A 12,940-nucleotide genomic window follows, 5' to 3' on the forward strand; every position below is an offset into this window, starting at 1 on the left:
TTCGTCGCCGCCTACAGGGAATTGACGATCGGCATCTTCGTGTCCGTCCCATCGTAACGCGAAGAGTTTACTTCGCGCCCGACGCGATGAAACACGAGCTGGTCATCAATCTGACGATCAACCAGCAGCGACTTGGCGTCCTTCCCCTGAATATCCGGATGGAGCCAGGCGTCATATGACGCAGGATCCAAAATCAGCGGCATTCTCGTGTGAATGTGAGCGATATGGCTGACCGCTGGCGCGGTAATGATCGTGCAGCTGGTGCTACCAAGCTTATCATTGTACGCCCATAGACCCGCGAAGGAGAAAGGCTTCCCTTCTGGCAGTTGCAACAGCCAAGGGTCTTTTTTTCCGTCTTCGGCGTTTGTCGTCCATTCGAAATAGCCGTCGGCCGGAATGAGACATCGCTTCGATTTGAAGGGCTCACGAAAAGCGCCTGAGGTATCGACCGTTTCGATGCGAGCATTGAACATCGCTGCCTTTGGCAACTCCTTTGCAAAGAACGGCACGAGCCACCACCGTCCATAGTCGATCTCTAACTCACCAGATTTGCCCTTGTGGGTGAAATGGACGTCTTGGGTCGGGGCAATGTTGTAGCGGGGCCGCATGTTTGAAGCCGGAGGGCCGGATTGGTGAATGCTGTAAAGTCCGTGGATCTCGGCCCACGTCATGATGTTCGTAAAACGCCCGCACATAGGGCCTCCCTTATCTACCGAGTTTGCATCGACAGCTCTTTGAAACTGTCCACGATGTTGAGGATAACCCTCCGCCTTGCCGGATCTGTCACCTTGGCAAATGCCGTGTTGAGCTCGATACTCTCTTCCGAAACGAGATATCCGAGAAACTGTTGCTCCTCGGCAAAAACGGTCAGGTGCTGCAAAAAGAAGTAGCTGACTGGCGCATCGAGCGCCCTTGCAAACACGACCATCTCGGCAGGGTGGACGCGGTTCTGTCCCGCTTCATATTTCACGATCTGTTGGTGAGATAAACCGGCCACGGCACCAAGTTCACTTTGGCTAAGACCAAGTGCTTTTCGCCGCTTTCTAATCCTCTCGCCAACAAGGACATCAAAATCCGTCGCCTGCTTTGGCTTCAATATTTTACACCCTACAGCAACCAGTTTGTGAATACATAGTCCTTGTTTTATATAGGATTACGCCCGGCGTGAAGGCTGAGATTTGGGGAGCCTATTCTCACGGATATCGCCGCATGGTGCAGATCTGCAGAATGCATTTCCAAAGCCGCTATGATAATCGACAGAGCCGGCTTTAGCGGAGCCGCACGCGGAACAAGAGGGACCAATGAGCAGAGGCAGTGCAAAGACAGACGGGCCACACCCAGTCGATATACATGTGGGCCAACGGGTGCGGATGCGTCGGAACCAAATAGGGATGTCTCAGACAACGCTTGGTGAAGATCTCGGAATTACGTTTCAGCAAGTTCAGAAATATGAGCGAGGCTCGAACCGCATCAGCACATCCAAGCTCTATGAGATAGCGAATGCCCTAAGCGTGCCGATTACATATTTCTTTGAGGATTTAACGCCCGGCGACAAAGTTGAACGCGAGCCGGTCGCGGCACTCGAACGCCACAAGGAATACTTGTCAAGCAAGGAGGGGTACAAGCTCATCGATACGATGAGTAAGCTACCGCGTTCGCTGCGTCTGAAAATCTTGTCGCTTCTCGTCGTCCTTCAGCCCGGAGAGGATGAAGCGGACGATGATGGTTCCGACAGTTTGCTTTGACGGAGGACCGCACGACAATGGAAAGGCATATTCGAAACCAGGCTATCACCGAAGCATATGAAGCAGGGGAGCACATTACAGCGTTGGCGGAACGTTTCGGGCTTAAGCCCACCTCGATTAAACAGATTCTGAAGGACTTCAAATTTAACACGCGGATCCGCGGCGAACAAACGCTTCCCGATGGCGTCTCGCTGGTGGCCGCCGTTACGATTGTGCAAGCCATCGGCATCTGGCCGGCGCCTCCTAATCTCGATGAAATTCTGGACAGACGGATCGAACTCCTGAGATCGGCTGCACATGGAAAGCTGGTCAACATAGCGCTCGCCGAAATCCAGACAGCAAAGACATTGCAATAGATAACCGTATCTGGCCGGCTTGCGCCAACAGGGTTCATTGCGGCTGTCGCAAAACGCCGTATTCTGCGACGTCGCAAAATTCGGGAAAACAAGTGTCGTTTTAATCGGGCAGACCGTCCGAAAACTCAAGGCAGGAAAATTTCGTTAGAAAATGATGCTAGCAGCTTCTCCTGCTGCCACCGTCTATAGAATGCATCATATTGAATAGTCGGAATGCCGGAAGGAAATTCTACGTAGGAAATTTCATTCTGAGTTTTCGGACGGCCTGCCCGAGTTTTGCTCGATATGTTACCCCGACTTCTGCAACGCCGCAAAATCAGGATTTTCGTGGCGTATTCATGCTCAGGCTTTAAGCAGCGTTGAGCGGACGATGATGGGTTTCACGCTCTGGCAGCTTGATGTGCTGAAGAGACCAATTCGTGCCGCCCGGCGCGCTGGGCCAGCCACACGCTGAGAATGACAATTGTCGCGCCGAGGATCTGGGTCAGGCTCAGGGCCTGCCCGAGAACGGCCCAGCCGAGCAGGACGGCCGTCAGCGGGCTGAGGAAGCCGAAGGCAGCGACGGCCGCAGGGCCAAGCCGGGCGATCCCTCGAAACCAGTAGAAGTAGGTCAGTGCCGCCCCGATAAGGCCTAGCCACACGAGGCCGGCGAGGTTGAGCGTGGAGGGCATGGGAAAACCAGGCTCGAAGAACAGGGCAATCGGCAGAAGGAGCAGTCCGCCCGCCGTCAACTGCCAGGCGGCGAACGTTAGCGCCGAGACCGGCGGCTGCCATTTGCGCGTCAGAACCGTGCCCGCGCCCATCGAAAAAGCGCCCGTCAAGGCAGCCGCGACGCCGATGGGATCAAGGTCGGTTTGCTGTCCAAGGATCAGGAGAGCGACACCGACAATGCCGGCCAGCGCGGCAACGAGGGCTGACGGCTGCAAGCGTGTTCCGAGCATGGTTCGTGCGAGAAAGAGCACGATCAAAGGCTGGGATGCGCCGAGGGTGGCCGCAAGCCCGCCAGGCAGCCGGTAGGCGGCAATGAAGAGCGCGGCCCAGAACAGCGTGAAGTTAAGGCCCCCGAGGACGAAAAGGCGCACGAGCCATTCGGCGGGCGGCAGACGCCGTACCACGAGAAGCAGGATCAAACCGGCTGGAAGGGCCCGCAACATGGCGACCGTGAGCGGGTAACCTCCAGGAAGCATTTCGGTGGTGACGATGTAGGTGCTGCCCCAGATCATCGGCACGGCGGCTGTCAGAACACGATCTTTCCACATGCTACGCACCCCGATCTATCTTGACGTCAAGATATCTGATGAAAGCTTGATGTCAAGATATCTGGACGCTAGACTCTCATCATGGATCAGGTGGACCGCATTCTCGACCAATGGCGCCGCGAGCGCCCGGACCTCGATGTCGCCCCCATGGGCACGATCGGTCGGCTGAAGCGGCTCTCCGCCCATCTCGGCCTCGGCATGGATAAGGTCATCACGACCCACGGACTCAATGCGGCGAGTTTCGACGTGCTCGCGACGTTGCGCCGATCCGGTCCACCCTACGCGCTGAGCCCTTCAGCCTTGATGGAATGGACAATGGTGACCTCCGGCACGATGACCAACCGGATTGATCGGCTGGAGATGGCCGGGCTCGTTGGTCGCGCGCGTGATCCCGACGACGGGCGCGGTTCGGTCGTTGGCCTGACTGCCGAAGGGTTCGCCTTGATTGATAGGATCGTCGGTGAGCACGTTGCCAACCAACAGCATTTGACAGAAGTGCTGAGTGAGACGGAACGAAGCCAGCTCGATCGACTGCTTGGAAAATGGCTGACTGCGTTTGAGGGATAGTCTGCACCCTTTGATAAGTCGTGCATTTTAGGATTACGGCGCCGACTCCAGCCTGCTTCACACCGCTCGCAGGCTGTCAGCCATGAAGTCAGCGCGCTGCTCGATGCCCGCCAACGGAAGCTCAACAATCTGATAGCCAAGCCGGGTGTAAGTTTCAGCCATAACCCTGCCGGTCGCCTCGGCCTCTTGCCGGTCCTGCTTGCGCTCGGCGTCCTGCGCGAAAATGGCGTCCCAATACGGGGCGAGGAAAACTTGCTTGTTGTAGGGATGAATTTTCGCCGCCGCCTCGATATGAGCCGGAACAGGTAGACCACAGAGCGTGAGATAGCCGACGACATCAGGTATCCCCCGATCCATCAAGACTGGCGCGTGACTTTCGAGAGCGTCGTGGTAGGAACGCAGCTCCCAGCCCAGCATGAGCTCGGCAAAGATGGTCCGATCCGCCCAGGGCAAGGCTGGTCCACCAATCCTGACCTGATCTTGTATGATCGCCCGGCCCGCCTCGGGCATCGTGCTAAAGCCTCGCCGGGTCATAGCATTGATCAGACTACTTTTTCCGGAACCGGGGCCGCCGGTCACGACAAACATATGTTCGGCGTCTGCCATAGAAACTCCTTCCGCATACGCGGTGAAATTATGTTGATGCTGGAGAGTGAAGCGCAGGCCCGAACCGCAGTTCATAGAGGGGCTATGCGAAGGGGCTGCCTGATACAATTTTCAGGTCTGCCGCAGGGTCAAGTTAGCTCGTGGGAATGTTAAGTCTAGAGCGAAATACGCTGTCGCGAAACTCCCGCAGACCGTCCGAAAACTCAAGGCAGGAAAATTTCGTTAGAAAATGATGCTAGCAGCTTCTCCTGCTGCCACCGTCTATAGAATGCATCATATTGAATAGTCGGAATGCCGGAAGGAAATTCTACGTAGGAAATTTCATTCTGAGTTTTCGGACGGCCTGCCCGAGTTTTGCTTCAGATGATATGCCGACTTTTGCAGCACTGCAAAATCGGGATTCCGCGACTCTAGAGGCTGCTCTGCTGCACGAGCTCATCAAAGAGAGTGGCCACGGCAGGGGCGTCTGAGACGTCTCCGACCCTCACATCATGTTTCCTAGCGGCCACATACATTTCCGAGTTGTCGCGCAAAGATCGGTCTATAAATTTGTCGATTATGCTTCGTCCAGTCTCATCAGATTGAATATATCCTGCCTCGGATCGCATCCTCTCACAAAGGAAATCAGTGTCGGCATAGAGGAATACCCCTAACAACCCGTCGGAAATAAGAGGAGCTATATATTCGGGCCGAAGTGCAGAGCCTTCAAACACAAAAGGCATTTGACCATGGCGCGCGGCGTCGATCCGTTGTCGTATGCTCGGCCACATGTTCTCATGGTGTACCTTGAGAAACCAATAGATCGTTTCAGCTGAAAGGCGTGAATAATATTCAGCGACAGGAGGGCGCACGTCCGGCCAGGGTCGGCCGGGATGACGTGCGATGCTATCCGTCGAGATCACGTCACATCCAAGCTCTTGAGCCAAGCGCATTGCAAATATCGTCTTGCCGACGTTGGAACTGCCAGAAATCAAGACGCTCATCACGATCTTTCCTCAATATTCGCGACAGTCGGCCGTCTGAGCCTTCTCGAAATATTAAGGTGTATCTGATTTAATTCTAGCTAAATCATTTTCACCGCTATCGCATGAGGCCTTAGCACTGTCGCCTAAGCCACCCATGATGGAAATCGCAGGCGCGCTGTAGGACATGCAATGACGACAGTTTCCAGCATGAATTCCGCCGCCCTGCTGATCTTGCAGCAGACCAATTCCATAAGCGCGACCCAGCAACAAAAATCCGTCACGGACGACTTGGTAGCGGTTGCAAACGGCATCGGCGGCAAAATCGGCGCAACCAAACAGCCAAGCCAAACTCAATCTAGAATTTCCGAGTCAATGTTCAATCTGAACAATGTCAACGTAAACAAGCTTAAGCTCGATCTGATCGAGCGCGCTGGCAAAGCCCTCGGCGTTGACCAGAACGACTACGCCTCAAAAGACGAATTCGTTTCAGCAATGCAGGGCGCACTTTCAAAGCTCAAGGCGCAAGATGACGGTCAGCAGGCAATTGCGGTCATTGAGAAGGGCTTGGGCCTCGACAAACTCGGTGTCACATTAGAGGATGTGATCAACAGCGCGAAGAACCCTGATCGCGAAGACACATTGGACAAGGCGCTGGCAAAACAGGCCGGCAAGGAGAAAGAACACCAGAGCGAAGCGCTACTGACCGTCCAGCCGAACGAGATTGGCCTCTACGGCATCGCAAATGTCTAATGAGATTGCTTGCGACTTACGTCGGTTTTCAGCCGGCGCAACCGAACGCACGAAGCGCGTTCAGCCTATAGACGAAAATCCGACGCAGCGGCGATCAGACATCGGTCGCTGAAAGGTAGGTTCGCAGCAGATTGAGCCCGTCCAGAATCTTGCTGTTGAACGCCCTCTGATCCGAAGGCGAGATGTTGAGATTGAACGTCGCGCCATCGATCGCACGATCAACAAGCGCGCTGTAGTCGGCCGCGACCGACGAACCACCGGACTCGGCCCGAACCGCATTGCCGGCCAGATGCATCGACATCTGAAGGTGCAGCTTCGTCCCAAAATCCATGCCCTCGGTGGTCTTTTCCCAGGCATCCTTAACCGCTTGCGGCGCGTCGCCGGGCGGAAATACGAACGTGCTTGCCTCTCCGACCATCATCAGCCCATCACCATCGATGTCTCGCGCCATCGTTCTGGTAAGCAAGAGGTTGAGCGCGCCTTCTTCGGTAAGCGATGCTGGGTCTATGGCGGCGCCAAGCGAATTGATCGTCTGCAGCGCGTCCAGTTCATGTGTGCCGAGCGTGCGGACGAAGGCAACCGGATCGGCAAAGCCGCCGCTGGCTTCCGCCTTGCGTGCGATATCGAGATACGTCGTCTTCGCCGCGTCGACCCGGTTCATGTAATCGTCGCCCGCACCATCGACACGACGTTGGTGCGACCAGGTGTTGAAGTTCGTCTCAATCGCAGCGTAGCTGATGCCACGGTTGTCGAAAGGTGCAGTCGAGCTGTTGTCGGGCTTGCTGTCTCCTGGGGTCGCCATCAGGTCCGCAAAGGCATCCTGTCCCGCTTGATTACGGCGGTCGGGGAACGTCGCTATCCTATTCGACGTGGCGTTGCTTATTCCAGACAACATATAGCATTCCCTCCGATCTGATTTTTTGCGGATGACGGTTTAATTTTAGAAACTACTCACCTTACCTTGCTCGAAGCTTTTCCGCTTTCAAATTTTAGCCACCAATCTGAACGAGCAAAAATATATGTAGCCTAACTCTGTATTACTGCCCGGAGCGCCCTTCGACCACGGGCAAGATGAGTGCACAGCGCTGTTCCTTCCGGGTCTTGAACATATCCGAGATGCACTTATCCAGCACCTCCCGGTTCGTCTCATAGACCCATCCACCCGTCGAAATATCCTCCGCCTGTTTCGGATCGGCGGCCTCGATCATGCCGCGGCCAGCGCTGACACGATCACGACCCATGACGAGGCTGGCGACGTGGCTATCGGCCGAATACGGCAGGAAGCGCGGGAGGATCAGCATGAGGAATATGCCGAGAACCAGGCCGAATCCGCCCGCCGTCCACATCCGGATATCCTGGCTCCTCCGGTCGTAGGCGCTTTTCGTGTAAGTGGCGAGACGGTTGCCGGCGCGCTCGAGATCGGCCGCCTGGCGTTCGAGCTGCTGCGCGGCACTCTTCACCAGGCTCTCGCCGCTGCGCTCGAGCGCGCGGGCATAGTGCTCTGGACCGTTCTTGAGGATCGGCGACGCCTCGATGGCCTTCAACCGCTCCCCGACCACGGCCAGACCCTGCACGAGACGGCCGAGATCGGCGCTGTAGTCGGTGGGCGGCCCAAGCGCCTCGAACCGGTCGAACGCCGCCTCCACGCCTTTGCGGATCGTCGTCATTTCGCGGGAAAGATCGCTGGCGAGGTCTTCGACCGTCTCGCGCAGCGCCTCGAACGCCTGAGCCGGATCGGGGTCATTTGCGGGAGGGGACGGAATCCTACGCTAAGGTTTTGGCCAACGATATTCTCCGGTGAGATTGATGTGCTCCCATCCGAGCGGCGAGACATGGGCCAGCAGATCGGGCGATAGCAGTTTTCCATCGCGTTTCTGGCTTGCGACCACTTCGCCCAGTTTCATGGTGTTCCAGAAGATGATGATGGCGGCGAGCAGGTTCATGCCAGCGATCCGGTAATGCTGGCCTTCGGCGGATCGGTCGCGGATTTCGCCGCGGCGGTGGAAGCTGATGGCACGTTTCAGCGCGTGATGGGCCTCGCCCTTGTTGAGCCCGATCTGGGCACGACGTTGCAGATCGGCATCCAGAATCCAGTCGATCATGAACAGAGTCCGTTCGACGCGGCCGACCTCGCGCAAAGCCGTAGCCAGTTCGTTTTGCCGTGGATAGGAGGCGAGCTTGCGCAGGATCTGGCTAGGAGCGATGCTTCCAGCTGCGATGGTGGCGGCGATGCGCAGGATATCGGGCCAGTTACGCTCGATCATGGCCTTATTGATTTTTCCACCGATCAAGGGCCGCAAGTGAGCGGGGGCGGCCGATGGATTAAATGCATAGAGCCGTTTGGACGGCAGATCGCGGATGCGCGGAGCGAACCGGTAGCCGAGAATGGCGCATGCGGCAAAGACGTGGTCAGTGAAGCCGCCCGTGTCGGCGAACTGCTCGCGGATATGGCGACCTGCGTCGTTCATGAGTAAGCCATCGAGGATGTAAGGGGCTTCGCTTGCCGTCGCAGGAATCACCTGGGTTGCGAACGGCACATATTGGTCCGAGACATGGGTATAGGCTTTCAGGCCCGGGGTATTGCCGTATTTCGCGTTGACCAGGTTCATGGCCTCGCCTTGTTCTGTGGCGGCGAAGAACTGTCCATCGCTCGAAGCTGAGGTGCCCATGCCCCAAAACTGGGCCATTGGTAGCGCTGCCTGTGCCTCGACCACCATGGCCAGCGCCCGGTCGTAGGCTTCTCCCTCGACATGCCACCGTCCAATGCGGATCAGCTCCCAGAAGGTGTGGGTGTTTGTCGCGTCGGCCATTTTGCGCAGGCCGAGGTTCACCCCTTCGGCAAGGATGACGTTCATCAGGCCGATCCGGTCGACGCAGGGCGCTCCCGTGCGCAGATGGGTGAAGGCCTCGCAAAAACCGGTCGCGGCATCCACCTCCAGCAGGAGGTCGGTAATCCGCGTGAGCGGGATCTGCTTGTAGAGATCGAGCACCAGGTTCTCAGCGCCGTCAGGCGCAGCAGCTTCGAGCTTCTCGATATGCAGAACGCCGTTTTCGATCGACCCGCCGGGAATCGTTCCCGTGCGCGCTGCGCGCCCCAGTTCGCGCAGCCGGATATCGAGACGGGCTTGTCGATCTGCCAGCCATTCTTCCGGCCGCAATGGCACAGCGAGACGGCCACCTTCCGCGACAGCTTGCGCCGGAACAAGTGCATGTTTCAGGTCGCCATAGCGCCGTGATCTGGTCAGCCAGATATTTCCGGAGCGGAAGGCATCGCGTAAATGGAACAGCACTGCGATCTCCCACAGGCGGCCGTCACCAGCCGCCTGGGTCCGAAGATGGCGATGCCATTTCGAGCTGGGCCGCAAGAAGCCGGTATTTGCGGCATGGTTCGAACCGGTGCGCAAAGCCATCACCGCTTCAGAAGAGGGAGCGCGACCGGCGCAGCCCGCAGATTTAGCAGGCGCAACATGCGCGGAGCGTACCGCCGGAAACGATGATAACCGTCGATCACATGATTGAGAGGGTCGTCCGCCATGGTTGCAGTCAGCTTGGTTGCCATTGCAACAAGGGTCTTGAAGCCATCCCACCCTGATCCGCTCGCGATGACGTCGCCCAGCGGCTCGCCATCATCCTGTGCATCGACCAGGGCGCCGCCGATTTCGGCGAAGGATTTCAGGGCGTAGCGCACCGCGCTCGCTTCATCGGCGACCTTCGCCTGGCAAATGCGCTCGGAAGCACGGTAGAGCCTGCCGACGATCCGGTCATGGGTTTCTATCACGGCGTCGGCGAGCATTGCCTGCCATTCCGATGCGCAGACGGCCAGAATCGCAAACCGCCTGTCCTCGGGAAGATCGCGCATGCCGTCGGCGTAATATCGCTCGCCCTGCCTGCGCAGACGTGTCACCCGATGAGCAGGAACACCAGCCAGCAAATCCTCGGGGAGATCGATACGTTGCAGGTGTTCGAGCCGGTCGAGCAACCGGTTGGCCGACGAGGAGTTCGAACCCGGCTCGAACTGACGCAGCCACACGAAACGGGTCACTCGATCGTTGACCGTCTCTTCAAGCAATGCCAGCAACTGTTCCCGGACGGGCACGGACAGCCGACTGGCGATTCTCGTCTCGATCCGCCGCTCGGCATCGACCAGAGCCGTGGCGCAAAGCCGCTCGATCGTCGATGGTGCAGGAAGAATGGTGCGGGTGCGTCGGCACTCCTCCACGAACCGACGGGCCACATCCTCGTTCGATATTGCCATTTCGGCTTCCTGGAACAACCAGTCCTTTAGCTCGCGCGCTCCACGTCCTGAGAAGGTGCGGAATCCATAGAGCGCCCGCAGTTCGGAAAGATGCTCGTGCCGCGTCTCCTCGCGAGCGGCATAGTCAACCAGATCGTCGGCGTGCAGGCCCAGTTGCGCTCCGATAAAATCGACGATCTCCGCTGGTATCAATTCGCCAGGCGCCAACACCCGACCGGGATAGCGTAAAACGCACAATTGCAGCGCGAAGCCGAACTTGTTGTGGGGTCGACGGCGCTGCTTGATGTGCCCGAGATCCTCGTCACTCAACGTGTAGTGCCTCAACAAATCCGTCTGGGAAGTCGGCAGGCGCAACAGCGCATCTTTCTGCCGATCGGTTAGAGTGATGCGACGCGGCATCCATGTTTCCTTTTCAAAATCCGACGACATTAAAGACGCTTTGTTTATGAAGCTGGTTGAGATACATTTTCAGCGAACAAAACACTTGTTTCCGAAGCGCCGCCTCAAACCAACGTATAAATGACAGCGATGATTGGATATGCGCGGGTGTCGAAAGCTGACGGCAGCCAGGTCCATGACCTCCAGCGCGATGCGCTGATCAAGGCTGGCGTCGAGGTCGATAACGTCTATGAGGATTCCGCCTCGGGCAAGCAAGATGATCGTCCCGGTCTAGCGGCTTGCTTGAAGGCGCTGCGCGCTGGCGACACGCTCGCCGTCTGGAAGCTTGACCGTCTCGGTCGTGACCTGCGTCACCTCGTCAATCTCGTGGACGACCTCACAAAGAGGAACATCGGTTTGAAAGTACTCGCAGGCGAAGGCGCATCGATCGACACTTCCACAGCGAACGGCCGGCTGGTGTTCGGAATATTTGCCGCTCTTGCCGAATTTGAGCGGGCACTGATCATCGAGCGGACCAAAGCAGGCCTAGCGGCAGCCCGAGCGCGTGGCCGGAATGGCGGGGCGCCATTCAAAATGACCCCCGCGAAAGTACGCCTTGCTCAAGCAATGATGGGAAAACCTGAGACGAAGGTGGCCGATCTCTGCGCAGAACTCGGCATCACCCGTCAGACCTTATACCGGTTTGTTAGCCCCAAGGGTGAGTTGCGGGGCGATGGTGAACGTCTGCTCGGACGGAAAAAGATCACTTTGGGAGTAAGAAAATGAAAGAATTGGAGGGAGGGCGAGCAGGGCAGATTTGGCGCGATGGAAATACCGTCAGGAGGCCATCTGGTCCTTGGACGCCGACAGTGCATAGGTTCTTGCGCCATTTGCAAAACAGCGGCTTTACTGCTGCACCAATTCCTGTCGAATTAACGCAACATCAAGAAACCGTAACTTACGTCGAAGGGCGCGTTTGTGAGCATTTGGCGGATCGACTTGTTGGTTCGGAGCGGATGCTACGCTCTGCAGGCGAGCTTCTGCGTGAATTCCATTCAGCGTCGCGTGGGTTCCTGGACGTTGATCGTGAGATCCAAACGTGGATGCTGCCGCCGCAAGAACCTCCCGAGATTATCTGCCACGGTGACTTTGCACCCTACAATGTCGCAACTGAGGGCGATGTGGCTGTCGGGATCATTGATTTCGACACCGCACATCCAGCGCCAGCCTTATGGGATCTGGCATACGCAGTTTACAGATGGGCGCCATTGTCTGACTATTCCAACCAAGGCGTTGTGTTAGATGTCCGTGAACAATTGCATCGCGCAAGCATCTTTTGTGCATCCTATGGTGCGACAGCCGACGAAAAGCGCAGGCTTCCCGAGGCGATCTGCGGACGACTGCAAGCATTGGTGGATTTCATGCATTCAAGAGCAGAAGCGGGAGACTTAACCTTCGTGGAGGACGTGGAGGCTGGCGATGCCGCCATATACCTCAGGGACATAGAGTACGTGCAGAAAAATCGTGATCGGCTGTTGTCAGCACTCGGCTGACCAGAAATGAAAACCATCCCGTATATCTGTGCCCCTTTAATGTTCGGGGGCCTGAAGGCGACCAGGTGTTTACGAGCGCAAATCCAGCGGTGCGCTCGCCAACGGCGATGATGTAGGGCCAGCGGTCTCGGTCTACCCAATAGCTGTCAAAGAAACGGTATTCGTGGTCGACCTCGCCATACTGGCTTAGCTCGCGAAGATAAGCAGAGAGCATTTCCCAAACCTGAAATTTCTCAGATTCGTTTGCGGGATGAAGTTCAATTTCCAAGACACCCTCATAAAGACAACGAATGAGCGCAGAATCCACAAAATCGGGATCACTGCAATCAGCGCAAAATTATCAACCTCTCGCACATCTCCTGATTTTGCAGCGTTGCAAAAGTCCGGCTAACATATCGAGCAAAATTCGGGCAGACTGTCTGAAAACCACGCGTATTCTCTTATGGCGAAAGCAGAGATATCGTGGATGCCGGAAGCGATGCGCATGGGAGTGTGATGATCTTGGA

Annotated in this window: 13 protein-coding genes and 1 pseudogene; 6 read left to right on the forward strand and 8 right to left on the reverse strand. The window is 56.9% G+C overall.

The genetic code is table 11. The annotated features are described in order from the left end of the window. Window positions 1-11: 11 nt before the first annotated feature. Together C8J33_RS25375 and C8J33_RS25380 are read right to left on the reverse strand one after the other, a co-directional pair. Window positions 12-695 (reverse strand): SOS response-associated peptidase, encoded by a 684-nt coding sequence (locus tag C8J33_RS25375; RefSeq protein ID WP_132665793.1) that lies wholly within the window; start codon window positions 693-695, stop codon window positions 12-14. Window positions 696-709: 14 nt separating this feature from the next. Next, window positions 710-1,096, reverse strand: coding sequence for a helix-turn-helix domain-containing protein (locus C8J33_RS25380; RefSeq protein WP_165929895.1), 387 nt, complete (start codon window positions 1,094-1,096; stop codon window positions 710-712). 205 nt (window positions 1,097-1,301) lie between these two features. Between C8J33_RS25380 and C8J33_RS25385 the strand changes: the two genes are divergently transcribed. Together C8J33_RS25385 and C8J33_RS25390 are read left to right on the forward strand one after the other, a co-directional pair. Then, complete coding sequence (locus C8J33_RS25385; RefSeq protein ID WP_132665795.1) at window positions 1,302-1,745, forward strand: helix-turn-helix domain-containing protein; 444 nt, start codon at window positions 1,302-1,304, stop codon at window positions 1,743-1,745. Between the two features lie 17 nt (window positions 1,746-1,762). Beyond that, a complete protein-coding gene (locus C8J33_RS25390) occupies window positions 1,763-2,101 on the forward strand; it encodes a hypothetical protein (protein ID WP_132665796.1) in 339 nt (112 codons plus the stop codon). Between the two features lie 380 nt (window positions 2,102-2,481). Here the strand turns inward: C8J33_RS25390 and C8J33_RS25395 are convergent, their stop codons facing one another. Further along, window positions 2,482-3,360 carry an EamA family transporter gene (locus tag C8J33_RS25395; RefSeq protein ID WP_110731079.1) on the reverse strand — a complete coding sequence of 293 codons (879 nt, stop codon included), beginning with the start codon at window positions 3,358-3,360 and terminating at the stop codon, window positions 2,482-2,484. A gap of 81 nt (window positions 3,361-3,441) precedes the next feature. Here C8J33_RS25395 and C8J33_RS25400 point away from each other — a divergent pair, with 81 nt between their 5' ends. Beyond that, complete coding sequence (locus tag C8J33_RS25400; RefSeq protein WP_110731080.1) at window positions 3,442-3,927, forward strand: MarR family winged helix-turn-helix transcriptional regulator; 486 nt, start codon at window positions 3,442-3,444, stop codon at window positions 3,925-3,927. A 57-nt stretch (window positions 3,928-3,984) separates the two neighbouring features. Here C8J33_RS25400 and C8J33_RS25405 read toward each other — a convergent pair whose 3' ends face one another. Beyond that, entirely contained in the window at window positions 3,985-4,533 is a 549-nt protein-coding gene (locus tag C8J33_RS25405; protein ID WP_280952328.1) for an AAA family ATPase, read from the reverse strand. 410 nt (window positions 4,534-4,943) lie between these two features. Then, window positions 4,944-5,516, reverse strand: a complete 573-nt coding sequence (locus C8J33_RS25410; RefSeq protein ID WP_110731081.1) for a hypothetical protein — start codon at window positions 5,514-5,516, stop codon at window positions 4,944-4,946. 171 nt (window positions 5,517-5,687) lie between these two features. Here C8J33_RS25410 and C8J33_RS25415 point away from each other — a divergent pair, with 171 nt between their 5' ends. Next, window positions 5,688-6,248 (forward strand): hypothetical protein, encoded by a 561-nt coding sequence (locus C8J33_RS25415; protein ID WP_132665797.1) that lies wholly within the window; start codon window positions 5,688-5,690, stop codon window positions 6,246-6,248. Between the two features lie 94 nt (window positions 6,249-6,342). Here C8J33_RS25415 and C8J33_RS25420 read toward each other — a convergent pair whose 3' ends face one another. From C8J33_RS25420 to C8J33_RS25430, 3 genes and pseudogenes are all read right to left on the reverse strand, one after another. Beyond that, complete coding sequence (locus C8J33_RS25420) at window positions 6,343-7,050, reverse strand: hypothetical protein (RefSeq protein WP_110731083.1); 708 nt, start codon at window positions 7,048-7,050, stop codon at window positions 6,343-6,345. A gap of 235 nt (window positions 7,051-7,285) precedes the next feature. Next, on the reverse strand, window positions 7,286-8,011 hold the full coding sequence (locus C8J33_RS25425; RefSeq protein ID WP_281024628.1) for a DUF6118 family protein: 726 nt from the start codon (window positions 8,009-8,011) through the stop codon (window positions 7,286-7,288). Between the two features lie 6 nt (window positions 8,012-8,017). Beyond that, window positions 8,018-10,902: pseudogene (locus tag C8J33_RS25430) on the reverse strand (Tn3 family transposase). Window positions 10,903-11,022: 120 nt separating this feature from the next. Here C8J33_RS25430 and C8J33_RS25435 point away from each other — a divergent pair. Together C8J33_RS25435 and C8J33_RS25440 are read left to right on the forward strand one after the other, a co-directional pair. Beyond that, window positions 11,023-11,667 carry a recombinase family protein gene (locus C8J33_RS25435; RefSeq protein WP_132449539.1) on the forward strand — a complete coding sequence of 215 codons (645 nt, stop codon included), beginning with the start codon at window positions 11,023-11,025 and terminating at the stop codon, window positions 11,665-11,667. After that, window positions 11,664-12,434, forward strand: coding sequence for a phosphotransferase enzyme family protein (locus tag C8J33_RS25440; RefSeq protein WP_132665798.1), 771 nt, complete (start codon window positions 11,664-11,666; stop codon window positions 12,432-12,434). Before C8J33_RS25435 ends, C8J33_RS25440 begins: the two co-directional genes overlap by 4 nt. Window positions 12,435-12,940 lie beyond the last annotated feature (506 nt).

Source organism: Rhizobium sp. PP-CC-3G-465, assembly GCF_004343445.1.
Classification (GTDB): Bacteria; Pseudomonadota; Alphaproteobacteria; order Rhizobiales; family Rhizobiaceae; genus Ferranicluibacter; species Ferranicluibacter rubi.